Annotated in this window: 20 protein-coding genes; 12 read left to right on the top strand and 8 right to left on the bottom strand. The window is 71.8% G+C overall.

Annotated elements, in window-relative coordinates:
• Complete coding sequence (gene aspS, locus PV410_RS40215; RefSeq protein WP_500331458.1) at positions 1-1,770, top strand: aspartate--tRNA ligase; 1,770 nt, start codon at positions 1-3, stop codon at positions 1,768-1,770.
• Positions 1,771-1,892: 122 nt separating this feature from the next.
• Here the strand turns inward: aspS and PV410_RS40220 are convergent, their stop codons facing one another.
• Both PV410_RS40220 and metG read right to left on the bottom strand, forming a co-directional pair.
• Positions 1,893-2,438 (bottom strand): hypothetical protein, encoded by a 546-nt coding sequence (locus PV410_RS40220; RefSeq protein ID WP_500331459.1) that lies wholly within the window; start codon positions 2,436-2,438, stop codon positions 1,893-1,895.
• Entirely contained in the window at positions 2,438-4,165 is a 1,728-nt protein-coding gene (gene metG / locus PV410_RS40225; RefSeq protein ID WP_500331461.1) for a methionine--tRNA ligase, read from the bottom strand. Before metG ends, PV410_RS40220 begins: the two co-directional genes overlap by 1 nt.
• Before the next feature lie 136 nt (positions 4,166-4,301).
• Here metG and PV410_RS40230 point away from each other — a divergent pair, with 136 nt between their 5' ends.
• The 4 genes from PV410_RS40230 to PV410_RS40245 all read left to right on the top strand — a co-directional run bounded on the left by PV410_RS40230 (position 4,302) and on the right by PV410_RS40245 (position 9,057).
• Positions 4,302-5,378: an AI-2E family transporter gene (locus PV410_RS40230; protein WP_500331462.1), complete on the top strand. Its 1,077-nt coding sequence runs from the start codon at positions 4,302-4,304 to the stop codon at positions 5,376-5,378.
• Positions 5,379-5,488: 110 nt separating this feature from the next.
• Positions 5,489-7,318 carry an acyl-CoA dehydrogenase gene (locus PV410_RS40235; RefSeq protein ID WP_500331464.1) on the top strand — a complete coding sequence of 610 codons (1,830 nt, stop codon included), beginning with the start codon at positions 5,489-5,491 and terminating at the stop codon, positions 7,316-7,318.
• A 95-nt stretch (positions 7,319-7,413) separates the two neighbouring features.
• Positions 7,414-8,703: a M18 family aminopeptidase gene (locus PV410_RS40240; protein WP_500331466.1), complete on the top strand. Its 1,290-nt coding sequence runs from the start codon at positions 7,414-7,416 to the stop codon at positions 8,701-8,703.
• A gap of 132 nt (positions 8,704-8,835) precedes the next feature.
• Positions 8,836-9,057 (top strand): hypothetical protein, encoded by a 222-nt coding sequence (locus PV410_RS40245; protein WP_499512825.1) that lies wholly within the window; start codon positions 8,836-8,838, stop codon positions 9,055-9,057.
• 16 nt (positions 9,058-9,073) lie between these two features.
• Here PV410_RS40245 and PV410_RS40250 read toward each other — a convergent pair whose 3' ends face one another.
• Positions 9,074-10,891 (bottom strand): NHL domain-containing thioredoxin family protein, encoded by a 1,818-nt coding sequence (locus PV410_RS40250; protein WP_500331468.1) that lies wholly within the window; start codon positions 10,889-10,891, stop codon positions 9,074-9,076.
• A gap of 217 nt (positions 10,892-11,108) precedes the next feature.
• Between PV410_RS40250 and PV410_RS40255 the strand changes: the two genes are divergently transcribed.
• Positions 11,109-12,488, top strand: coding sequence for an FG-GAP and VCBS repeat-containing protein (locus PV410_RS40255; protein WP_500331470.1), 1,380 nt, complete (start codon positions 11,109-11,111; stop codon positions 12,486-12,488).
• Between the two features lie 114 nt (positions 12,489-12,602).
• On the opposite strand, the gene PV410_RS40260 is transcribed toward PV410_RS40255, so the two are convergent.
• The 4 genes from PV410_RS40260 to pdhA form a co-directional block, all read right to left on the bottom strand.
• The gene (locus tag PV410_RS40260) at positions 12,603-12,797 is read right to left on the bottom strand and encodes a hypothetical protein (protein ID WP_500331472.1); all 195 of its coding nucleotides are present in this window, start codon (positions 12,795-12,797) and stop codon (positions 12,603-12,605) included.
• A 105-nt stretch (positions 12,798-12,902) separates the two neighbouring features.
• Positions 12,903-14,309 (bottom strand): dihydrolipoamide acetyltransferase family protein, encoded by a 1,407-nt coding sequence (locus tag PV410_RS40265; protein ID WP_500331499.1) that lies wholly within the window; start codon positions 14,307-14,309, stop codon positions 12,903-12,905.
• A gap of 52 nt (positions 14,310-14,361) precedes the next feature.
• Complete coding sequence (locus tag PV410_RS40270; protein ID WP_500331500.1) at positions 14,362-15,327, bottom strand: alpha-ketoacid dehydrogenase subunit beta; 966 nt, start codon at positions 15,325-15,327, stop codon at positions 14,362-14,364.
• 11 nt (positions 15,328-15,338) lie between these two features.
• The gene (pdhA, locus tag PV410_RS40275; protein ID WP_499512830.1) at positions 15,339-16,490 is read right to left on the bottom strand and encodes a pyruvate dehydrogenase (acetyl-transferring) E1 component subunit alpha; all 1,152 of its coding nucleotides are present in this window, start codon (positions 16,488-16,490) and stop codon (positions 15,339-15,341) included.
• A gap of 331 nt (positions 16,491-16,821) precedes the next feature.
• On the opposite strand from pdhA, the gene PV410_RS40280 reads away from it, so the two are divergent.
• The 3 genes from PV410_RS40280 to PV410_RS40290 all read left to right on the top strand — a co-directional run bounded on the left by PV410_RS40280 (position 16,822) and on the right by PV410_RS40290 (position 19,584).
• Positions 16,822-17,505: a response regulator gene (locus PV410_RS40280; protein WP_500331474.1), complete on the top strand. Its 684-nt coding sequence runs from the start codon at positions 16,822-16,824 to the stop codon at positions 17,503-17,505.
• A 94-nt stretch (positions 17,506-17,599) separates the two neighbouring features.
• Entirely contained in the window at positions 17,600-18,280 is a 681-nt protein-coding gene (locus PV410_RS40285) for a GntR family transcriptional regulator (RefSeq protein ID WP_500331476.1), read from the top strand.
• Positions 18,280-19,584 (top strand): MFS transporter, encoded by a 1,305-nt coding sequence (locus PV410_RS40290; RefSeq protein WP_500331477.1) that lies wholly within the window; start codon positions 18,280-18,282, stop codon positions 19,582-19,584. Before PV410_RS40285 ends, PV410_RS40290 begins: the two co-directional genes overlap by 1 nt.
• Positions 19,585-19,599: 15 nt before the next feature.
• On the opposite strand, the gene PV410_RS40295 is transcribed toward PV410_RS40290, so the two are convergent.
• Positions 19,600-20,430, bottom strand: a complete 831-nt coding sequence (locus PV410_RS40295; protein WP_500331478.1) for a maleylpyruvate isomerase family mycothiol-dependent enzyme — start codon at positions 20,428-20,430, stop codon at positions 19,600-19,602.
• A gap of 131 nt (positions 20,431-20,561) precedes the next feature.
• Here PV410_RS40295 and PV410_RS40300 point away from each other — a divergent pair, with 131 nt between their 5' ends.
• From PV410_RS40300 to PV410_RS40310, 3 genes are all read left to right on the top strand, one after another.
• Positions 20,562-21,362, top strand: coding sequence for a carbon-nitrogen family hydrolase (locus tag PV410_RS40300; protein ID WP_500331502.1), 801 nt, complete (start codon positions 20,562-20,564; stop codon positions 21,360-21,362).
• Positions 21,363-21,453: 91 nt separating this feature from the next.
• A complete protein-coding gene (locus PV410_RS40305; protein WP_499512835.1) occupies positions 21,454-21,822 on the top strand; it encodes a PNPOx family protein in 369 nt (122 codons plus the stop codon).
• Positions 21,819-22,847, top strand: a complete 1,029-nt coding sequence (locus PV410_RS40310) for a phosphotransferase (protein ID WP_500331480.1) — start codon at positions 21,819-21,821, stop codon at positions 22,845-22,847. The genes PV410_RS40305 and PV410_RS40310 overlap by 4 nt, the downstream gene beginning before the upstream one ends.
• Positions 22,848-22,863: the final 16 nt, after the last annotated feature.

The following is a 22,863-nucleotide window of genomic DNA, read 5'->3' on the forward strand; positions in this document are numbered from 1 at the left end:
ATGCATCGGTACCGGTCCCACACCTGCGGTGAGCTGCGCGCCACCGACGTAGACGCGGAAGTGCGCCTGAGTGGTTGGCTGCACAATCGCCGGGATCTGGGCGGCATCCTGTTCGTCGATCTCCGGGACCACTACGGGGTGGTCCAGCTCGTCGCCCGTCCGGGCTCGCCCGCGTACGAGGCCCTGAGCCACCAGTCCAAGGAGTCGGTGCTCCGCGTCGACGGACGCGTCGTCGCCCGTTCGGGGGAGAACGTCAACCCCGACCTGCCCACCGGCGAGGTCGAGGTCGAGGTCACCGAGCTGGAGGTGCTCGGCGCCGCCGACCAGCTGCCCTTCCCGGTCTTCCCGGAGGACAACGCGAACGAGGAGATGCGGCTCACCAACCGCTTCCTCGACCTGCGCCGCGCCCGCATGCACCGCAACATCATGCTGCGCACCCAGGTGATCAGCTTCCTGCGCCGCGAGATGACGGCGTTGGGCTTCAACGAGCTGGCCACCCCCATCCTCTCCGCGACCTCGCCCGAGGGCGCCCGCGACTTCCTGGTGCCCTCCCGCGTGCACCCCGGCACGTTCTACGCGCTGCCGCAGGCCCCGCAGCAGTTCAAGCAGCTGCTGATGATCGCGGGCTTCGACCGCTACTTCCAGATCGCGCCCTGCTTCCGCGACGAGGACAGCCGTGCCGACCGCTCGCCCGGCGAGTTCTACCAGCTCGACGTCGAGATGAGCTTCGTCGAGCAGGAGGACGTCTTCGGGGTCATCGAGAAGGTCATGACCGACCTCTTCGAGGAGTTCGGCGGCGGCCGCCACGTGACCTCGCCGTTCCCGCGGATCCCGTTCCGCGAGTCGATGGTCAAGTACGGCAACGACAAGCCCGACCTGCGCGCCCGCCTGGAGCTGGTCGACGTCTCGTCGGTGTTCGCGGACTCCGGCTTCAAGGCCTTCGCCGGCAAGCACGTCCGCGCCCTGCCGGTGCCGGACACCGCCGAGCAGCCGCGCAAGTTCTTCGACAACCTCGGCGACTACGCCGTCGAGCAGGGCGCCAAGGGCCTGGCCTGGGTCCGGGTCGGCGACGACCTCACCCTCACCGGCCCGATCGCCAAGTTCCTCACCGAGGACGACGTCAAGGCGCTGCTCGCCGCCGTCGACGCCAAGCCCGGCCACGCGGTCTTCTTCGGCGCGGGCGAGTTCGACGAGGTCTCCAAGATCATGGGCGCCGTCCGGGTCGAGGCCGCGAAGCGGGCCGGCCAGTTCGAGGAGGACGTCTTCCGCTTCTGCTGGATCGTCGACTTCCCGATGTTCGAGAAGAACGAGGACACCGGGCAGATCGAGTTCTCCCACAACCCCTTCTCCATGCCGCAGGGCGGCCTGGAGGCGCTGGAGACCAAGGACCCGCTGGACATCCTCGCCTGGCAGTACGACATCGTCTGCAACGGTGTCGAGCTGTCCTCCGGCGCCATCCGGAACCACGAGCCCGCGATCATGTACAAGGCCTTCGAGATCGCCGGCTACGACCGCGACACCGTCGAGCACGAGTTCGGCGGCATGCTCCGCGCCTTCCACTTCGGCGCCCCGCCGCACGGCGGCATCGCCCCCGGTGTCGACCGCATGGTCATGCTGCTCGCGGACGAGCCCAACATCCGCGAGACCATCGCCTTCCCGCTCAACCAGAACGCCCAGGACCTCCTGATGGGCGCTCCGAGCACGGTCGACGAGGCGCGGCTGAAGGAGCTCCACCTCGCGCTGCGGCTGCCGCCGGAGAAGAAGGCCTGACGGCCCGCACCACGCCGCGTACGCCGAAGGGCCCGGAACCGTACGGTTCCGGGCCCTTCGGCGTACGCGGTTCGGTACAGGCCCTTGAGCCTCCTGCCCGGTGGCGACGCCCGGCCGGACGCTCAGCCGTCCAGGGCGACGAGGGCGACCACCGGGTGGGCAGGGTCGCTGTCGTCGACGGCGACACCGCGGCTGTAGGCGCCGTGGTCCGCGCCGGCGGGCACGTGGTCGCCGGCGTAGCGGGCGTGCGTGAGGCCACCGGCGGCGCGGCGGCAGGGGTCGGCGGGGGGCTCGCCGACCCGCAGGGCCTGCACGTCTGGGCCGAGCGCGCCGAAGCCGGAGGCGGACAGGAACCGCTCCAGGCCTGCGGCGGTGGTGCGGAAGCTCAGTTCGAGGTCGTGCTCGCCGGACAGCCCGCCGCCCTGCGCGAGGTAGTGCACGTCCTGCGGGTCGTCGGGCAGTCGCAGGCCGAAGCGCCCGGCGGCCTCCGCCAGCGTGACGTTGCTGCCGCGGCACGCCCCGTCCCGGTCCGGGGCGGCACCGGAGCGGCGGTCGTCCGAGCCGGTCAGCGAGACTGCGAGGATCACCCCGGCCACCACCAGCACCAGGGTCAGGCCCACCGCCAGGATCAGCACCAGCGGGGACCTGTCCCTGACCGTGGTCGGCATCAGACCGCCTCCGGCTCCCCGCCGAAGCGCTCGCGGTAGGCGTCCAGGCCCTCCTCGGTGATCTTCGCGAAGAGCACCGGCGGGACGGTGAAGGGCGTCCCGGCCGGGACGGCGGCCAGCGCGCGGGCCTCCTCGGGGGTGACCCAGGCCGCGGTGTCGTCCGTCAGGGCGAAGGCCCCGCGCATGGCGGCGGCCGTGGCCGGGATGAAGGGCTCGGAGACGACCGCGTAGAGGTGGATCAGGTTCATGGCGGTGCGCAGGGTCAGGGCGGCGCCGTCGGCGTCCGTCTTGATCTCCAGCCAGGGGGCCTTCTCCTCCAGGTAGGAGTTTCCGGCGCTCCACAGGGCGCGCAGCGCCTGCGCGGCCTTGCGGAACTGCAGGTCCTCCATGTGCCGCTCGTACTCGGCGAGGAGCTCGGCGATCTGCGCGCCCAGGCGCTCCTCGGCCTCCCCGGCCTCCCTGCCCGCGGGCACCTCGTCGCCGAAGCGCTTGCGGGAGAAGGACAGCACGCGGTTGACGAAGTTGCCGAGGGTGTCGGCGAGGTCCTTGTTGACCGAGGCCGCGAAGTGCTCCCAGGTGAAGGAGGTGTCGTCGGACTCCGGCGCGTTCGCGATCAGGAAGTAGCGCCAGTAGTCGGCGGGCAGGATCTCCAGGGCGGCGTCGGTGAAGATGCCGCGCCGCTGCGAGGTGGAGAACTTGCCGCCGTAGTAGGTCAGCCAGTTGAAGGCCTTGACGTAGTCGACCTTCTTCCACTTGTCACGGGTGCCCAGCAGGGTCGCCGGGAACATCACCGTGTGGAAGGGGACGTTGTCCTTGGCCATGAACTCGGTGTAGCGCACGTCGGTGTCGACGTCGTACCACCAGGAGCGCCAGTCGCGGGTCTCGCCGTCGCCCGCGGCGTCCGACCACTCCTTGGTGGCGCCGATGTACTCGATCGGCGCGTCGAACCAGACGTAGAAGACCTTGCCCTCGGCCGCCAGGTCCGGCCAGGTGTCGGCCGGCACCGGCACGCCCCAGTCGAGGTCGCGGGTGATGGCGCGGTCCTGCAGGCCCTCGGTCAGCCACTTGCGGGCGATGGAGGAGGCGAGCGTCGGCCAGTCCTTGCCGTGCTCGTCGACCCAGGCCTCGACCTCGTGGGAGAGCTTGGACTGCAGCAGGAAGAGGTGCTTGGTCTCGCGGACCTCCAGCCGGCTGCTGCCGCTGATCGCGGAGCGCGGCTCGATCAGGTCGGTCGGGTCCAGCACACGGGTGCAGTTCTCGCACTGGTCGCCGCGCGCCTTGTCGTAGCCGCAGTGCGGGCAGGTGCCGACGATGTAGCGGTCGGGCAGGAAGCGCTCGTCGTCCAGGGAGTAGACCTGGCGGATGGCGCGCTCCTCGATGAAGCCGTTCTCCTTCAGCTCCCGCGCGATGGCCTGGGTGATCTCGCGGTTCTGCTGCGAGGAACTGCGGCCGAAGTAGTCGAAGGAGAGCGCGAAGCCGTCGTAGACCGCCTTCTGCGCGTCGTGCTGCTGCGCGCAGAACGCGTCGACCGGCAGGCCGGCCTCCTGCGCGGCGAGCTCGGCCGGAGTGCCGTGCTCGTCGGTGGCGCAGATGTACAGCACTTCGTGGCCGCGCTGGCGCAGGTACCGGGAGTAGACGTCGGCCGGGAGCATGGACCCCACCATGTTGCCCAGGTGCTTGATCCCGTTGATGTACGGAAGGGCGCTGGTGATGAGGTGTCGAGCCATTGCCGGCTGCTCCCAAGTCGCTACTGTGGGTGAGGATTTCCTCTACGGACCGTCAATATCGTATCCGACCGGGAAGGTCCACCCGTTCGCCCTTTCCGGCATGCGGACACGGCCGGGGCCGTGATCGGCTGGCCGGGTGGACGCGCCCCTTCTGCCGGCCTCCGCGCGACGGACGGCCGCGTGGTGCGGCGTCGTGCTGCTGGTGGCCGGTGTGGGCGCGCTCGTCGTCTGGCTGGTCGTCACCTTCGCGTCGGTCGTCACCCCCGTCCTGCTGGCCCTGCTGGGCAGCGCCCTGCTGGGCCCGCTGTACCGGCGGCTGCGGGCCGTCAAGGTGCAGCGGTCGGCGGCGGCGGCGCTGACCTGCGTGGCCCTGGTGGTCTTCGTCGCGGCCGCGGGGTTCGTGGTCGTCCACAGCCTGCTGGAGACCGGGGACGAGATCGTGGCCTCGCTCAAGGACGCGGCCCGGAAACTGCTGCCACGCCTGGGCGCGTCGGGGACCTCGCTGAACGACACCATCGACAGCCTCAAGTCCTTCGCCACCAAGTACGGCGCCCGCGCCGCCTCCGGGGTGGTGTCCGGCATCAGCATCGTGGGACAGCTCATCGCGACCGCCGTGCTGGCGCTGCTGCTGACCTTCTTCTTCCTGCGCGACGGCGCCCGGTTCCCCGCACTGCTGCGCGAGGCCGCCCCGCACGGCACCGGTCCCCTGCTGGAGCGGATCGCCCACCGCGCCTTCGCCGCGGTCCAGGGCTTCATGCGGGGCACGACGGTGATCGCGCTGATCGACGCCACGCTCATCGGCATCGGCCTGCTGATCCTGCGGGTGCCGGGGGCGCCGGGCCTGGCCGCGCTGGTCTTCATCGGCGCCTACATCCCGTACCTGGGGGCGTTCATCTCCGGCGCGGTGGCGGTGCTCGTCGCCCTCGCCGACCGCGGGTGGGTGATCGGCGTGTGGGCCCTGGGTGTGGTGCTGGCGGTGCAGGTGCTGGAGGGGCACGTACTGCAGCCGATGGTGCAGAGCCGTACGGTGCACATGCACCCCGCTCTGGTGCTGCTGGCGATCACCGCGGGGGCGAGCCTGGCGGGCATCCTCGGGATGCTGCTGGCGGTGCCGATCGCGGCCGCCGCCTTCGGGGCCCTGGACGAACTCCGGCGCCACGAGCCGGACGTTCCTCCAGAAGTCGAAGGCCCTCCGTCACATCCGGCCGGATAGGGGTTGTTTTTATTACCCGCGGGTAGCATCATTACCGCCTGGTAAGTGATAAAGCTGCGAGGACTGCGAACCCTTCCCGCCGTCCGACCGACCCCGACGGAGCCGTCGCCATGGGCCACTACAAGTCAAACCTTCGCGACATCGAGTTCAACCTCTTCGAGGTCCTCGGACGCGACAAGCTGTACGGGACCGGCCCGTTCGCCGAGATGGACGTCGAGACCGCCAAGGACATCCTGTCCGAGGTCGCACGCCTCGCGGAGAACGAGCTCGCCGACTCCTTCGCCGACGCCGACCGCCACCCGCCGGTCTTCGACCCGGAGACCAACACCGCCCCCGTGCCGGACTCCTTCAAGAAGAGCTACAAGACCTTCATGGACTCCGAGTACTGGCGCCTGGGCCTGCCGGAGGGCATCGGCGGCACCACCGCCCCGCCGTCCCTGATCTGGTCGTACGCGGAGCTGATCCTCGGCTCCAACCCGGCGATATGGATGTACTCCTCCGGCCCGGCCTTCGCCCGCATCCTCTTCGAGGAGGGCAACGAGGTCCAGAAGAAGATCGCCGGGATCGCGGTCGAGAAGACCTGGGGCTCCACGATGGTCCTCACCGAGCCGGACGCCGGCTCGGACGTGGGCGCCGGCCGCGCGAAGGCCGTCGAGCAGGAGGACGGCTCCTGGCACATCGAGGGCGTGAAGCGCTTCATCACCTCCGGCGAGCACGACATGGAGGAGAACATCCTCCACTACGTCCTCGCCCGCCCCGAGGGCGCCGGCCCCGGCACCAAGGGCCTGTCCCTCTTCCTCGTCCCGAAGTACCTCTTCGACTTCGAGACCGGCGAGCTGGGCGAGCGCAACGGCGTCTACGCCACGAACGTCGAGCACAAGATGGGCCTGAAGGCCTCCAACACCTGCGAGATGACCTTCGGCGACAAGCACCCCGCCAAGGGCTGGCTCATCGGTGACAAGCACGACGGCATCCGCCAGATGTTCCGCATCATCGAGTTCGCCCGCATGATGGTCGGCACGAAGGCGATCTCCACCCTCTCCACCGGCTACCTCAACGCGCTGGAGTACGCCAAGGAGCGCGTGCAGGGCCCGGACCTCGCGCAGTTCATGGACAAGAGCGCACCCAAGGTCACCATCACCCACCACCCCGACGTGCGCCGCTCCCTGCTGACGCAGAAGGCCTACGCCGAGGGCATGCGCGCGCTGGTCCTCCACACCGCCTCCGTCCAGGACGCGATCGCCGTCGCCGAGGCGGCCGGCGAGGAGGCCAAGGCCCTCGAGGCGCTCAACGACCTGCTCCTGCCGATCGTCAAGGGCTACGGCTCCGAGAAGGGCTACGAGCAGCTCGCCCAGTCCCTGCAGATCTTCGGCGGCTCCGGCTTCCTGCAGGAGTACCCGATCGAGCAGTACATCCGCGACGCCAAGATCGACACCCTCTACGAGGGCACCACGGCGATCCAGGGCCAGGACTACTTCTTCCGGAAGATCGTCCGCAACCAGGGCGCCGCGCTGACCACCCTCTCCGAGGAGATCAAGAAGTTCCTCGCCGAGGCCACCGGTGGCGACGAGCTGGCCGCCGCCCGCGAGCAGCTCGCCAAGGCCGCCGTGGACCTGGAGGCCATCGTCGGCAAGATGCTCACCGACCTCGCCGCCACCGAGCAGGACGTGAAGTCCATCTACAAGGTGGGCCTGAACACCACCCGCCTGCTGCTCGCCTCCGGCGACGTCGTCGTCGGCTACCTGCTGCTCAAGGGCGCCGCCGTCGCCGCCGGGAAGCTGGCCGCCGGCGCCTCCGCCAAGGACACCGCCTTCTACACCGGCAAGATCGCCGCCGCGAAGCACTTCGCCGCCGAGGTCCTGCCGCAGGTCTCCGTCGCGCGGTCCGTCGCCGACGGCGTCACCCTCGACGTCATGGACCTGCCGGAAGAGGCGTTCTGACCCGGCCCTGACCGGTTCCGGCCGGGACCGATACGGCAACGACGGCCCGCTCCTCCCACGAGGAGCGGGCCGTCGCGCGTCCTTATGCTTGAAGCATGAACCCTCAGCCCCACTTCGGCCGCGGCCACACCGACGACCTCGCAGCCTTCCTCACCGCCAGCCCGTCTCAGTACCACGCGGTCGCGAGCGCCGCCGAGCGCCTGGAGAAGGCCGGATTCCAGCAGGTGGCCGAGACCGAGGCGTGGGGCGCCGGGGCGGGCGGCAAGTACGTGCTGCGGGGTGGCGCGATCATCGCCTGGTACGTGCCCGAGGGCGCCGGACCCGCCACCCCCTTCCGGGTGGTCGGCGCCCACACCGACTCCACCAACCTGCGCGTCAAGCCGCGTCCCGACTCGGGCTCCTTCGGGTGGCGCCAGATCGCCGTCGAGATCTACGGCGGCGCCCTCCTCAACACCTGGCTCGACCGCGACCTGGGCCTGTCCGGCCGGCTGGTGCTGCGCGACGGCACGACGACGCTGGTCCACGTCGACCGGCCGCTGCTGCGGGTGCCGCAGCTCGCCGTCCACCTCGACCGCGCCGTCAACACCGACGGCCTCAAGCTCGACAAGCAGCGCCACATGCAGCCCGTCTGGGGCCTCGGCGAGGTCGACGAGGGCGCCCTGATCGCGTTCCTCGCGGAGGAGAGCGGCGTGGCCGCCGCCGACGTCGTCGGCTGGGACCTGATGACCCACGACGTCCAGCCGCCCGCCTACCTCGGCCGCGACCGCGAGTTCCTGGCCGCGGGCCGGCTCGACAACCTGCTCTCCGTGCACGCCGGCACCGCCGCCCTGGCGGCCGTCGCCGGGGCCGACCTGCCGTACGTCCCCGTACTGGCCGCCTTCGACCACGAGGAGACCGGCAGCGAGTCCGACACCGGCGCCGTCGGCCCGCTGCTCGGCAACGTCCTGGAGCGCTCCGTCTTCGCCCGCGGCGGCAGCTACGAGGACCGCGCCCGCGCCTTCGCCGGCACCGTATGCGCCTCCTCCGACACCGGCCACGCCGTCCACCCCAACTACGCGGAGAAGCACGACCCGACGCACCGCCCGATGCCCAACGGCGGCCCGATCCTCAAGGTCAACGTCAGCCAGCGCTACGCCACCGACGGCACCGGCCGCGGCATCTTCGCCGCCGCCTGCGAGCGGGCCGGCGTGCCCTGGCAGGCCTTCGTCTCCAACAACGCCATGCCCTGCGGCACCACCATCGGCCCCATCACCGCCGCCCGGCACGGCATCACGACCGTGGACGTCGGCGTGCCGATCCTCTCGATGCACTCCGCGCGCGAACTGTGCGGCGCCGACGACCCGTACCTGCTGGCCAGCGCCCTGAAGGCGTTCCTGGAGGGCTGATCCGCGGCCCCGCCGGTGAAGTCCGCCCGCCGGGAGCGGACTTCACCGGCGGGGACCGGTCATGAGATGCCCGCCCCGGGGTACACGGGTTCTACGAGTCCGTAGTGCCAACCCAGTTCGGAGGCGGACATCATGGGCATCGGCGGTTGCATCGGTCTGATCGCGGTGGGGGCCATCCTCACCTTCGCGACCGACTGGCACATGGCCGGGGTCAACCTTGACCTGGTCGGACTGATCATGATGGCGGTCGGCGTCATCGGTCTGGCCGCGTACGTCAGCATCTTCAAGAAGCGCCGGGTCGTGGAGCCGATGCCGGTGATGGACGAGCGCGCCCGCAACTACCCGCACGTGTGACGGACGTGCGGGGGCGTCAGGCGTCCATCCCCGCGAGCACCAGGGCGAGCCGGGTGTCCCCCTCGGCGGTCAGCCGGACGGGGACACCCCAGTCCTGCTGGTGCACATGGCAGGCCGGGAACTCGTTGTCGGGGTCGTCGTCGCACGACGCGGCCATCGCCGACACGTGCAGCACCCCCTCGCCGACGTCCCCGTTCAGGACGACGTCCCGGAAGAGGTCCGTGCCCTTGCCGGCCCCCTCCAGCAGCAGCTCCGGCGGTGTCGCGCTGACCAGCAGCCGCGTCGAGGGGCCGTAGCGCTCGTCGAGCTTCTGGCCGGCCGGGGCGGAGAACACCACGTCCAGCCGCAGCGGCCCCGGCGCCACGTCCGTCGCGGGCCGCTGCGTACGGTGCGCCGCACCCTCGACCCGCGCCGCCTCCTCCGGCAGGCGCAGCCGCGTCAGCCGGTGACGGGCGGACTCCACCACCACGATCTCCGCGCCGTCCACCACCGCGCCCGACGGCTCCCGCAGGTCCGTCGCGAGCGTGCCGACCTCACCGGTCGCCGGATCGAAGCGGCGCAGCGCGTGGTTGTACGTGTCGCTGACCGCGACCGACCCGTCCGGCAGCGCGGTCACCCCCAGCGGATGCTGCAGCAGCGCCTGCTCCGCGGCACCGTCACGGTGACCGAAGTCGAACAGCCCCGTGCCGACGGCGGTGCGCACCCCGTACCCCGCGCCGTCACCGGCCCGCTCCACCCAGCGCAGCGCGCTCGTCTCGGAGTCCGCGACCCACAGCCGCTCGCCGGCCGCCGCCAGTCCCGACGGCTGCGCGAACCACGCCTGCTCCGCCGGCCCGTCGACCAGCCCCTCGTTCGTCGTCCCGGCCGCCACGGCGACCGTCCCGTCCGCCGGGTCGTACGTCCACAGCTGGTGGACGCCCGCCATGGCGATCCACACCTTGCCGTCCCACCACGCCACGTCCCACGGCGAGGACAGGTCGGTCCCCAGCGCCGGGCCCGAGGTCGCCGACCCCTGCCACCACTGCCGTCCGGTGCCGGCCACCGTCTCCAGGGCCCCGCCCGCCGGGTCGAACGTCCGCAGCCGGTGGTTCACGGTGTCCGCGACGACCACGGTGCCGTCCGGCAGCAGCGCCAGCCCCTGCGGCTCGTTGAAGTCCCCCGGCCCGCCGATCCGCCGCACGACGGTCTCCCCGTCCGGCTCCATCTCCACCAGCTGGTGCCGGGTCGAGTCCGACACCAGCAGGTTCCCCGACGGCAGCCGCAGCGCCTTCCCCGGGAACCGCAGGTCCGTCGCCACCGGCTCCGGCGGCACGTACGGCCCGTCGCCGCGGCGCAGCGTCCCCTTCGCCGCGTGCTCCGCCTCCAGCTCGGTGACCAGCGCCTCCAGCGCGTGGGCGTGCCCCTCCCCGGAGTGCTGGGCCACGACGTAGCCCTCCGGGTCGATCACGGTCAGCGTCGGCCATGCCCGCACGGCGTACTGCTTCCAGGTGGCCAGCTCCGGATCGTCCAGCACCGGGTGGTGCACCCCGTAGCGCTCCACGGCGTCCACGACCGACCGGTGCTCCGCCTCGTGCACGAACTTCGGCGAGTGGACGCCGACGATCACCACGGTGTCGCGGTGCTTCTCCTCCAGCTCGCGCAGCTCGTCTAGGACGTGCAGGCAGTTGATGCAGCAGAAGGTCCAGAAATCGAGGATCACGATCGATCCCCGCAGGTCGGAAAGATCCAGCTGCTTGCCGCCGGTGTTGAGCCAGCCGCCCTTCCCGACCAGCTCGGGGGCACGGACACGGGCACGGCGGGGCTTGGGGGAGGAGGCGGAGGCGGAATCGTTCATGCTGCAAGGGTGCCACCCCGCGCGAGGGGCGATCGCAGCCGTGGGCCCGGTACAACCTTTGCCCGTCGTGGACCGTCTCTCCTGTACCGACCGTCCCTCGTGCCACGGCACGACCAGGGGCACCGCAGCGTTCCGCCGCGTCGTGCTCCCCCGTCCGGACGGGCGATCCAGACCGGCGCGGGCCGCCGAAAGGCCCCCGCACGCAGCAGGAGCTCGCATGCCCACGCGCAAGAACCTCCGCCTGGTCGCCGCGACGGCCGCAGCCGTCGCACTGACCGGAGGGCTGCTCACCGTCTCGGCGGGGACCGCAGCCGCCGCACCCGCCAAGTACGCCGACGACTTCAACGGCGACGGCTACCGCGACTTCGCCACCGGCGGCAGCGGTTCGGTCACCGTCACGTACGGGACCGCGAACGGCCCAGGAACCAAGGTCAAGACCTTCACCCAGAGCAGCGCCGGCATCCCCGGCACCGCGGGCGACAGCGGAGGATACGCCGACATGTTCGGCGACGCCCTGGCGGCCGCCGACTTCAACCGCGACGGGTACGCCGACCTCGCGGTCGGCGACGGCTCCGAGAAGGTGGGCAGCCGCGCCGCCGCGGGCGCGGTCACCGTCGTCTGGGGCTCCAAGTCGGGGCTGTCGTCCACCGCCACCCGCATACCGCTCAAGTCCCCCCACGCCGGATACGAGTTCGGCTACGCACTCGCGACCGGCGACTTCAACGGCGACGGCAAGATCGATCTGGCCGTCACGGACGTCGAGTCCGTGTACATCTACCGGGGCGGCTTCGCCAAGTCCGGCACCACGGGCAAGGTCACCCGCCACACCCCGGCCCCGGGCGCGGACAACATGCTCGAACCTGCCGGGCTCGTCGCCGGGAAGGTCACCAAGGACGCCGCCACCGACCTGTACGTCCTCGGCCAGGGCTACCGCAATGACAAGGCCACCTCGGTCGCCTGGTTCCTGCGCGGCGGTTCCACCGTCAAGGCGGGCAAGTTCACCACGTACAACACCTCGTCCCCGAACTACGGCCCCTCGGGCGTGATCGCGGACTTCGACAAGAACGGCTACGGCGACCTCGCGGTCGGCGACCACCCGTACAACAAGGGCGCCGGGGCCGTCTTCGTGCTGCGCGGCGGCTCGGGCGGCCCCACGACCGGCTACCGCCTCACCCAGGCCACCGCCGGTGTCGCCACCGGCGCCACCGGCGGCGACGCGTTCGGCACCACGCTCTCCGCGGGTGACACGAACCGCGACGGCTACCCGGACCTCGCGGTCGGTGTGCCCGGGGAGAAGATCGGCACCGCCAAGCACGCGGGCGGCGTGCACGTCCTGCGCGGCGGCAAGAAGGGTCTGACCGGCACCGGCTCCCAGTGGTTCAGCCTGCAGACCGCGGGCGTCCCCGGCGATGCCACGGAGTACTCCGGGTTCGGCTGGTTCGTCCGTCTGCGCGACCTCGACCGGGACGGCGACGCCGACCTCCTGGCCTCCGGGGGCAGCTACGACCCGTCGGGCGTGCTGCTGCCCGGCGGCACCAAGGGCATCACCGCGGCCTCCGCCCGGGTGATCCCGCTGCTCGCCGCGTTCCCGCAGTAGCGGGGGCGGGGTTCGACGGCGGAAGGGGCCCGGGCAGCCGCTCGCCCGGGCCCTTCCCCGTGCCGCCCGCGCCGGACGGCGGAGTCCGCCGGGAGGTCCGGCGGTGCGGGGGGCTCAGGGCCGCAGGTCGTTCACGACGTCCGTGGTGGCGACGAGGCCGGAGTGGATGGTGGGGGCGAGGCTGGAGCCGGCGAGGCAGAAGCCGAGGAGGACGCAGAGGATCGCGTGGGAGACCTTCAGCGACTTCGCCCGCAGCAGGATGAGCGTGATCACGATCAGGAGCAGGACCACGGAGATGGATACCGCCATGGCCGTATGACGTCACAGATCGGCGCCCGGGTGGGGGCGACACGCGCGGGAAGGGCCCGGACGCACAAATGTCCGGGCCCTTCCCGTTGCCGTGCCAGGGGCCGATCAGGCCCAGGTGATCAGGCGCTTGGGGTACTCCAGGACCGCCGCGACGTCGGCGAGGACCTTGGAGCCGAGCTCGCCGTCGACCAGGCGGTGGTCGAAGGAGAGCGCGAGCGTGGTGACCTGGCGGGGCTTGACCTTGCCCTTGTGGACCCAGGGCAGCTCCTTGACCGCGCCGAAGGCGAGGATCGCGGACTCCCCGGGGTTGAGGATGGGCGTGCCGGTGTCGATGCCGAAGACGCCGACGTTGGTGATGGTGACCGTGCCGCCCTGCATGTCGGCCGGCGAGGTCTTGCCCTCACGGGCCGTGGCGACCAGGTCACCGAGGGCGGACGCCAGTTCGGGCAGGGTCTTGCCCTGGGCGTCCTTGATGTTGGGGACGATCAGCCCGCGCGGGGTTGCGGCGGCGATGCCCAGGTTGACGTAGCCCTTGTGGACGATCTCCTGGTTGGCCTCGTCCCAGGCGGCGTTGACCTCCGGGTTGCGGCGGATCGCGACCAGCAGGGCCTTGGCGACCAGCAGGAGCGGGCTGACCTTGAGCCCGGCGAAGGCCGGGTCGGTCTTGAGCTCCTGCACGAGCCGCATGGTCCGGGTGATGTCGAAGGTGACGAACTCGGTCACGTGCGGCGCGGTGAAGGCACTGGCGACCATGGCCGCGGCCGTCGCCTTCCGGACGCCCTTGATCGGGACGCGGGTCTCCAGCGCGCCCGCGGCGGGTGCCAGGGCGGCGGGAGCCGGTACCGCCACCGGGGCGGCGGTGACCTGCGCGGGGGCGACCGGCGCGGCGGTGGGGGCCGCCGCCTTCTGGACGTCCTCGCGGGTGATCGTGCCCTGCGGCCCGGTCGGGGTGACCGCGGCCAGGTCCACGCCCAGGTCCTTGGCGAGCTTGCGCACCGGCGGCTTGGCCAGCGGGCGGACCTCGGCGGGGGCGAACCCGGCGTGGGCCGCCGGGGCCGGGGCTGCGGCGGCCGGCGCCGGGGCGTGGCCGTTGAGCTCGCCCTGGACGGCCTGCTGCGCCCCGGTCTGCGCCGGCACGGCGGGCTGCTTGCGCGCCCGGCGCTTGGTCGACGAGGCGGCGACGCCGTAGCCGACCAGCACGGGCTGGCGCTTCTGCGCCGGCTCCGCGGCGGGGGCCGGCGCGGCGGCCGGCTCCGGTGCGGTCCCGGCGGCCGGTTCGCCGCCCTCGCCCTCACCGGTGTCGACGGCGATGATCACGGTGCCGACGTCGACGGTCTCCCCCTCGGGGAAGCGCAGCTCGTGCACCACCCCGTCGAACGGGATCGGAAGCTCGACCGCGGCCTTGGCGGTCTCCACCTCGCAGACCACCTGGCCGTCGGTGACGGTGTCGCCGGGCTTGACGTACCACTTGAGGATCTCGGCCTCGGTGAGTCCCTCGCCGACGTCCGGCATCTTGAACTCACGGAAGCGCTGCGGTGCTGCCACTGTCGTCACAACCCTCTCCTCAGAACGCCAGCGATCGGTCGACGGCGTCCAGCACCCGGTCCAGGCCGGGCAGGTACTCCTCCTCCACCCGGGCCGGCGGGTACGGGGCGTGGAAGCCGCCGACCCTCAGCACCGGGGCCTCCAGGTGGTAGAAGCACCGCTCGGTGATGCGGGCCGCGATCTCCGCGCCCATGCCGAGCTGCACCGGCGCCTCGTGCACGACGACCAGGCGGCGGGTCTTCTCCACCGACGCCTGGACGGCGTCGAAGTCGAGCGGGGACAGCGACCGCAGGTCCACGACCTCCAGGCTACGGCCCTCCTCGGCGGCCGCGGCGGCCGCCTCCAGGCAGACCTTCACCATGGGGCCGTACGCGGCCAGGGTGAGGTCGGTGCCCTCCCGGGCGGTACGGGCCCTGTGGAGCGGCGCGGGGATGCCGTCGGTGTCGACCTCGCCCTTGTCCCAGTAGCGGCGCTTGGGCTCGAGGAAGATCACCGGATCGTCGGAGTCGATCGCCTGCTGCAGCATCCAGTAGGCGTCCTGCGGGGTCGACGGGGAGACGACCTTGAGCCCGGCGGTGTGCGCGAAGTACGCCTCGGGCGACTCGCTGTGGTGCTCGACGGCGCCGATGCCGCCGCCGTAGGGGATGCGGATGACGACCGGGAGCTTGATCTTGCCCAGGGCGCGCGCGTGCATCTTGGCGAGCTGGGTGACGATCTGGTCGTACGCGGGGAAGACGAAGCCGTCGAACTGGATCTCCACGACGGGGCGGTAGCCGCGCAGGGCCAGGCCGATCGCGGTGCCGACGATGCCGGACTCCGCGAGCGGGGTGTCGATCACCCGCTGCTCGCCGAAGTCCTTGTGCAGGCCGTCGGTGATCCGGAAGACACCGCCGAGCTTGCCGATGTCCTCACCCATGAGGACGACCTTGGGGTCGGTCTCCAGGGACTTGCGCAGTGCCTCGTTGAGGGCCTTGGCGATGGTCATCGTTGCCATGGTCAGTGACCCTCCGTGCTGTCGGCGAAGGACGCCTGGTACTCCGCGAACTGGGCGCGCTCCTCGTCGACGAGGGCGTGGCCGTCGGCGTAGATGTTCTCGAAGATCGACATGGGGTCGGGGTCGGGCATGGCGCGCACGGCCTCGCGGACCCGCTTGCCGAGCGCCTCGCTCTCCTCCTCGACACCGGCGAAGAAGGCCTCGTCGGCGATGCCGTCCTTCTCCAGGTAGCTGCGCAGCCGCAGGATCGGGTCCTTGTGCTCCCACTGCTCGCGCTCCTCGTCGAGGCGGTAGCGGGTGGGGTCGTCGGACGTGGTGTGGGCGCCCATGCGGTAGGTGAAGGCCTCGACGAGCATCGGGCCCTGGCCGGAACGGGCGTGCTCCAGGGCGGCACGGGTGACCGCGAGGACCGCGAGGACGTCGTTGCCGTCGACCCGCACGCCGGGGAAGCCGAAGCCGGCGGCGCGCTGGTAGATCGGGACGCGGCTCTGCTTCTCGGTGGGCTCGGAGATCGCCCACTGGTTGTTCTGGCAGAAGAAGACCACGGGGGCGTTGTAGACGGCGGCGAAGGTGAAGGCCTCCGCGACGTCGCCCTGGCTGGAGGCACCGTCGCCGAAGTAGGCGATGACGGCGGAGTCCGCGCCGTCCTTGCTGATGCCCATCGCGTAGCCGGTCGCGTGCAGCGTCTGGGAGCCGATCACGATCGTGTACAGGTGGAAGTTGTTCTCGTTCGGGTCCCAGCCGCCGTGGTTCACCCCGCGGAACATGCCGAGCAGGTTGACCGGGTCCACCCCGCGGCACCAGGCGACGCCGTGCTCGCGGTAGGTAGGAAAGACGTAGTCGTCCGGCCTGGTGGCCCGCCCGGAGCCGATCTGTGCGGCCTCCTGGCCCAGCAGCGACGCCCACAGACCCAGTTCGCCCTGGCGCTGCAGGGAGGTGGCCTCCGCGTCGAACCGGCGGGTCAGGACCATGTCCCGGTACAGACCGCGCAGCTCTTCGGGGCTCAGGTCGATGGAGTACTCACTGTGCTGGACGCGCTCGCCCTCGGGGGTCAGGAGCTGCACCAGCTCCGGCTCGCCCTCACGGCGCTTCGCTCCACCGCGCGTGCCCGTACGGGGCGTACGGGGCTTCGCGGCAGTGCTTTTCACGCTCACGCTTGCTCCTCCGTCTGTCCGGCCCCCGGGATCCGCCGGCGGCCAGTGCGGCTCCTGCCCGACTCGTCGCGGCGCACGGGGTGTGTGCGGCACGGCCGAGCCGGGAGTGTTGGTCGACCCGGCAGGCAGCCCTGCGAAGTGAACGTTACCCACACCTCCCGCTTTCGCGCGAAGGGTGTTCTACCTGCGGTTTTGTTTGGATTTCCTAGTAAATGGGCGTTCTCGCAGGCCACCGGGACAACGGCACGGTATCCCGAGGATCGATTCTTCGTAAGAGGTCGGCGCGGGTCGCGTGTGCAACGCTGAAGTTGTGACCGAAAAGTCGGTAATCATGGTGTTCCTACTGGACGACCACGAAGTCGTCCGGCGGGGGGTGCACGAGCTCCTCGCCGCCGAGGACGGGATCGAGGTCGTCGGCGAGGCCGGCACGGCCGCCGAGGCGCTGGCCCGGATACCGGCCGTGCGGCCCGACGTGGCGGTGCTGGACGTCCGGCTGCCGGACGGCAGCGGCGTCGAGGTGTGCCGGGAGATCCGCTCCTCGCAGCCCGGCGTCGCGTGCCTGATGCTCACCTCCTACGCGGACGACGAGGCGCTCTTCGACGCGATCATGGCGGGCGCGTCGGGCTACGTGCTGAAGGACATCCGCGCCACCGACCTGGTCGGCGCCGTGCGGGACGTCGCCGCCGGCCGGTCACTGCTGGACCCGGTCGCCACCGCCCGTGTCCTGGAGCGCCTGCGCGGCGGCGGGGAACGCCAGGAGGGCCGCCTCGCCGACCTGACCGACCAGGAGAAGCGGATCCTCGACCTCATCGGCGAGGGCCTCACCAACCGGCAGATCGGCGACCGGCTGCACCTCGCGGAGAAGACGGTCAAGAACTACGTCTCCTCCCTGCTCGCCAAGCTCGGGATGCAGCGGCGCACCCAGGCCGCCGCCTACGTCGCCCGGCTGCGCAGCGGCGGCTCGTCGGGCCCGGACACGGGAGCGGGGACGGGCCCGGGTCCGTCCGGATCCTGACGGTCCGGATCCCGGCACCGGCGACCCACGTACCAGTCCGTATGCCGGACGTGGGCTGCTGGCGCATACGTCTTGTATCTATGATGTGCGCATCATGACCCGGAGCCCCGTCGCGACCGCCGGCACCACCGCCGAGCCGGCCGCCAAGCAGCCGCCCGCCGCCGAGCGGGTCTACACGCACGTCAAACAGGCGGTCCTCGACCGCCGCTACGAGGGCGGCACCCTCCTGAGCGAGGGCGAGCTGGCCGAGGCCGTGGGCGTCTCGCGCACCCCGGTCCGCGAGGCGCTGCTGCGCCTGGAGGCCGAGGGCCTGCTGAAGCTCTACCCGAAGAAGGGCGCCCTGGTGCTGCCGGTCTCCGCGCAGGAGATCGCGGACGTGGTGGAGACCCGGCTGCTCGTGGAGCGCCACGCGGTGATGAAGGTGGTGCCCGCCCCGGAGCGGCTGCTGACCCGCCTGGAGGAGCTGCTGGACGAGCAGCGCGGGCACGCCGCGACGGGCGACCTGGCCGCCTTCGCGGCGGCCGACCGCTGCTTCCACGCCGAGATCGTGCGCGCCGCGGGCAACCGCATCCTGGCGCACCTGTACGACCAGTTGAGGGACCGTCAGCTGCGCATGGGGGTGGCGACGATGCACGCGGAGCCGGGCCGGATCGCCAAGAACGTCGCCGAACACACCGAGATCCTCCACGCGTTGCGCGCGGGGGACGCCGCCCTGGCGGCCACGCTGGTCGAACGGCACGTCAGCTGGGTGAACCACCTGGCCAGGGGGGAGTGATGGCAGCGAGCGCCACCCCGGCCGGCGAACCGCCCGGCGGCACCAGGGCGGTCGCGGTCTGGAGCATCGGCACCCTCGTCTACACGGTCGCGGTCGTGCACCGCACCAGCCTCGGCGTCGCCGGGATCGACGCCGCGGAGCGCTTCCACATCGGTGCCTCGGCGCTGTCCACCTTCTCCATCCTGCAGGTGCTGGTCTACGCGGGCATGCAGATACCCGTGGGCCTGATGGTCGACCGCCTCGGCACCAAGAGGGTGCTGAGCATCGGCATCGTCCTGTTCACCCTGGGCCAGCTCGGCTTCGCCCTCTCCCACACCTACGGCACGGCCCTGGCCGCCCGCGCGGTGCTGGGCTGCGGCGACGCCATGACCTTCGTGAGCGTGCTGCGGCTGGGCTCGCGCTGGTTCCCGGCCCGCCGCGGGCCGATGATCGCGCAGGGTGCCGCGCTGTTCGGCGTGGCGGGCAACCTGCTGAGCACCGTGCTGCTCGCGCGGCTGCTGCACTCCGCGGGCTGGACCCCCACCTTCGTCGGCACGGCGCTGGGCGGCGCGCTCGTCCTCGTCCTGGTGCTGGCCTTCATGAAGGACCACCCCGAGGGTTTCGAACCGGCGCCCGTGGAGCACCCCGGACGCGGCTACGTGAAGCGGCAGATCGCCGCCGCCTGGCGGGAGCCCGGCACCCGGCTGGGGATGTGGACGCACTTCACCACCCAGTTCTCCGGGATGGTCTTCCTGCTGCTGTGGGGCCTGCCGTACCTCGTCGAGGCCCAGGGGCTGTCCCGCGAGACGGCCGGCACCCTGCTGACGGTCGTCGTGATCGCCAACATGGTCTTCGGGATGCTCTTCGGGCAGATCATCGGCCGCCACCACGGTGCCCGGATGCCGCTCACCCTGGGCGTCGTCGGGGCGACCGCGGTGATGTGGGCGGTGGTCCTGGTCTGGCCCGCGGACCACGCCCCGCTGTGGCTGCTCGTGCTGCTCTGCGTCGTGCTGGGCACCTGCGGCCCGGCGTCGATGATCGGCTTCGACTTCGCGCGCCCGGCGAACCCGCCCGAGCGCTTCGGCACGGCCTCCGGCATCGTCAACATCGGCGGCTTCACCGCCTCGATGGCCGCGCTGCTGGCCATCGGCGTCCTTCTGGACGCCAGCGGCGACGACTACCGGGTGGCGTGGAGCAGCGTGTTCGTCCTGCAGGCGCTCGGCCTGGTCCAGATCCTGCGGCTGCGCGGCCGGGCGGCGCGGCTGGAGCGGCAGCGCATCGCGGTCAGCCGCGTCGAGAGCGTCCACGTCCCCGCGGGGACATGAACGCTCCCCCCGGCGTCACTGTGTGACGGCGATGTTCGCCAGGATCGCGTCGGCCAGCGCCTGGTCGCCCTCGGTCTTCAGCCGGCCCTCCACCGCGTGCGCGCGCGTGCGCCCGCAGCTCAGCCGGACGAAGGTCTCCCAGTCCAGGGTCAGCGTGACCGCGGGGCCGAGCGAGACGCTGCCGTCGATCGTGCCCTGGCCGTCGGTGTCGACCCGGACCGTCCGCATGAACTCCAGCTCGCCGTGGACGTCGAACACCACGGCGGAACCCGCCGGGGCGCCCGCGCGCCCGGCGACCACCTTGGGCAGTTCGGAGAGGATGTGGTCCCGGGCGACGACCGCGCCCGGGGAGTCGAGGTTGCCGGGCTCGCCCAGCGCCCGGCGCAGGTCCTGCTCGTGCACCCACACGTCGAAGACCCGCCACTTCAGCAGCTCCTCGAGGGTCATCTCCTTGCCCATGGGGCCGCGGACGGTGTCCTGCGCGCCACGGGTCTCGTTCCGCAGCTGCCGGGACCGGCGGATGATCGTGTAGTCGAGCTCGCCGACGACCTCGGGCGCGGTGTGGTGCCGCCGCTTGTCGACCGGCACCTCCACGTAACGGGCGTGCTCCGTGGTCATGTGCCGCAGGTCGCTGGGGAGCGTGTGGATCGGCCGGGGATCGCCGAGCAGCTCGCACTCGAACCCGATCACGTGCGACACGATGTCGCGCACGGACCAGTACGGGCACTCGGTCGGCCGGTTCCAGGCGCCCGCCGGAACGGGGCGGACCAACTCGGCTATGGATTCTATGGAGTGGGTCCAGGCGTCGATGTACGGCTGGATCTGGCTGTGGACGGTGCCGGTCACGGGACCCCTCGACGGTCGGGCGCGGTCGTGGTGTGCGCCTTAAATTACGCTGCGCAGTGACACCACGGGAGTGCTTTCGTGTGACGATCGTAGGCCCGCAAGAACATGCCGAACTCATGGGCGGTGGTACTGTGCGCGTTTCCCTGCTCCAGATCGACGTCGACCCCGGCGAAGCGGTGGACGCCCGGCGTGAACGGGTCGCGTCGCTCGTCCGCGGACAGTCCGGGTCGGACCTGGTCGTCCTGCCCGAACTGTGGCCGGTCGGCGCCTTCGCCGCCGATCTTTTCCAGCCAGAGGCCGAGCCGCTCCAGGGCCCCACCGCGCAGGTGATGAGCGCCGCCGCGCTCGACGCGGGCGTGTGGCTGCACGCGGGCTCGATCGTCGAGCGCGCCCCCGACGGCGCTCTGTACAACACCTCGCTGCTCTTCTCCCCCGACGGCGAACTGCGCGAGACCTACCGCAAGATCCACCGCTTCGGCTTCGACCAGGGCGAGGCCGTGCTCATGCACGGCGGCGACCGCGTCGTCACCACCGACGTCCAGGGCGTCCCCGTGGGCCTGGCCACCTGCTACGACCTGCGCTTCCCCGAGCAGTTCCGGCTGCTCGTCGACGCGGGCGCCACCGTCGTCCTCCTCCCGGCCGGCTGGCCCGCGCGGCGCCGCGAGCACTGGACCCTGCTGGCCCGGGCCCGCGCGATCGAGTCGCAGGCCTACGTGGTGGCCTGCGGCACCGCGGGCACCCACGCCGGGGTGGAGCTGGCCGGGCACAGCCTCGTCGTCGACCCCTGGGGCGCCGTCCTCGCCGAGGCCGGACCGGGCGAGGAGGTCATCACCGCCGACCTCGATCCCGGCCTGGTGGCCAAGACCCGGGCGGACTTCCCGGTGCTGCGCGACCGCGTGCTGGGCCTGCCGGTGCCGGATTCGGCCGGTTGAGGCGGTATGGCCCCATCAGGGACCATCGGCCCCGGAGGTGGGGGCGGAGTGCTCTGCGCCTCCGGGGGGCCGGCCCGGCAAGGTGGTTCCCATGGAACTCGAGGGGCGCGCTGCGCTGGCGCTGCTGGGAAAGGTCCGGTACGGGCGGCTGGCGCTGACGCGGGGGGCCCTGCCGTACATCGCCGTGGCCCGGCACGTCGTCGCCGACGGCTCCGTGCTGATCCGCACCGACCGCTCATGGGGCGTGGACGGCACGGTCGTGGCCTACCAGGCGGACGACGTCGAAGCGGGCTGGGCGGTGCAGTTCCTCGGGACGGCACGCGCCTTCCATCCCTCGACGGCACAGCGGGCGCTCTTCGGCACAGATCGTCAAAACGATACAAGCCGGGAGCCGGGCCATGTGTACGTACGTCTCGACCCGCGAGTCCACCACCGGAATGATCTAGCATCTGCCTGGTGATCGGGAGTTCGGCGACGGCGCCGCCCTCCGCCGGGACACTGGACACCCTGCTGCGCCGATACACGGACGCCGGCGCCCCGCTGTCCTGCGAACCCGTTGCCCAGGGCTTACTGAACCGGGGATTCCGGCTGGCCACCACCAGCGGCCGCTACTTCCTCAAGCTGTACGTCGACGGTGCCACCGCCGACTCCGCCGTCATCGCCCGCCAGCACCGGGCGACCCAGCGGCTGGACGAGGTGGGCCTGCCCGTCGCCTCCCCGGTGCCCGACGCCGACGGCCGCACCGTCGCCGTGGTCGGCGGCCGCTGCTTCGCGCTCTACCCGTGGGTGGAGGGACGGCACCGCGAGGGCGGCGAACTCACCACCGGCGACTCCCGCCGCCTGGGCGCCCTGCTCGGTCTCGTCCACACCACCCTGGCCCAGGTGCAGCCCGCCCCCGAGCCGGGCCGGCACGCCAGCGCCGACCCCGAACTGACCTACGCGCTGATCACCGCGCTGCTGCGGCGGGTGCGCGCCAGCGCCCCGCGCGAGACCTTCGACGAACTGGCCGAGCACCGGCTGCTGGAGCGCCGCGCCCTGCTGGAACGTCACGCCCACCGCCGCCCGCCCGACGCGGCCGGCCCGGTGTCCGGCTGGGTGCACGGCGACTTCCACCCGCTCAACCTGCTCTACCGCGAGGACGAACCCGTCGCCATCGTCGACTGGGACCGGCTCGGTGTGCAGCCGCGCGCCGAGGAGGCGGTACGGGCCGCCGTGATCTTCTTCGTGCAGCCCGGCGGCGCCCTGGACCTCGACAAGATCCGCGCGTACGCCCGGGCCTACCGCGCCGCCGCGGGCGTGCCCGGGGACGAACTGGCCGCGGCCGTGCACCGGGTGTGGTGGGAACGGCTCAACGACTTCTGGATGCTGCGCTGGCGCTACGTCCTCGACGACCGCAGGACCGACCCCCTCTTCCCGGCCTCGTCCGCCCTGGTCGTCTGGTGGACCGCGGCGTACGAGGCCGTGCTGGAGGCCTTCACGGGCTGACCCGGCGGCCGGCGGC

Source organism: Streptomyces sp. PA03-5A (assembly GCF_033792725.1).
GTDB lineage: Bacteria > Actinomycetota > Actinomycetes > Streptomycetales > Streptomycetaceae > Actinacidiphila.

Excerpts from the sequence above, each read along its gene's own strand:
- aspS (WP_500331458.1), top strand. The coding sequence starts at position 1 with ATGCATCGGTACCGGTCCCACACCTGCGGTGAGCTGCGCGCCACCGAC.
- PV410_RS40220 (WP_500331459.1), bottom strand. The coding sequence starts at position 2,438 with ATGCCGACCACGGTCAGGGACAGGTCCCCGCTGGTGCTGATCCTGGCG.
- metG (WP_500331461.1), bottom strand. The coding sequence starts at position 4,165 with ATGGCTCGACACCTCATCACCAGCGCCCTTCCGTACATCAACGGGATC.
- PV410_RS40235 (WP_500331464.1), top strand. The coding sequence starts at position 5,489 with ATGGGCCACTACAAGTCAAACCTTCGCGACATCGAGTTCAACCTCTTC.
- PV410_RS40240 (WP_500331466.1), top strand. The coding sequence starts at position 7,414 with ATGAACCCTCAGCCCCACTTCGGCCGCGGCCACACCGACGACCTCGCA.
- PV410_RS40245 (WP_499512825.1), top strand. The coding sequence starts at position 8,836 with ATGGGCATCGGCGGTTGCATCGGTCTGATCGCGGTGGGGGCCATCCTC.
- PV410_RS40250 (WP_500331468.1), bottom strand. The coding sequence starts at position 10,891 with ATGAACGATTCCGCCTCCGCCTCCTCCCCCAAGCCCCGCCGTGCCCGT.
- PV410_RS40255 (WP_500331470.1), top strand. The coding sequence starts at position 11,109 with ATGCCCACGCGCAAGAACCTCCGCCTGGTCGCCGCGACGGCCGCAGCC.
- PV410_RS40260 (WP_500331472.1), bottom strand. The coding sequence starts at position 12,797 with ATGGCGGTATCCATCTCCGTGGTCCTGCTCCTGATCGTGATCACGCTC.
- PV410_RS40265 (WP_500331499.1), bottom strand. The coding sequence starts at position 14,309 with ATGCCGGACGTCGGCGAGGGACTCACCGAGGCCGAGATCCTCAAGTGG.
- PV410_RS40270 (WP_500331500.1), bottom strand. The coding sequence starts at position 15,327 with ATGACCATCGCCAAGGCCCTCAACGAGGCACTGCGCAAGTCCCTGGAG.
- PV410_RS40280 (WP_500331474.1), top strand. The coding sequence starts at position 16,822 with ATGGTGTTCCTACTGGACGACCACGAAGTCGTCCGGCGGGGGGTGCAC.
- PV410_RS40285 (WP_500331476.1), top strand. The coding sequence starts at position 17,600 with ATGACCCGGAGCCCCGTCGCGACCGCCGGCACCACCGCCGAGCCGGCC.
- PV410_RS40290 (WP_500331477.1), top strand. The coding sequence starts at position 18,280 with ATGGCAGCGAGCGCCACCCCGGCCGGCGAACCGCCCGGCGGCACCAGG.
- PV410_RS40305 (WP_499512835.1), top strand. The coding sequence starts at position 21,454 with ATGGAACTCGAGGGGCGCGCTGCGCTGGCGCTGCTGGGAAAGGTCCGG.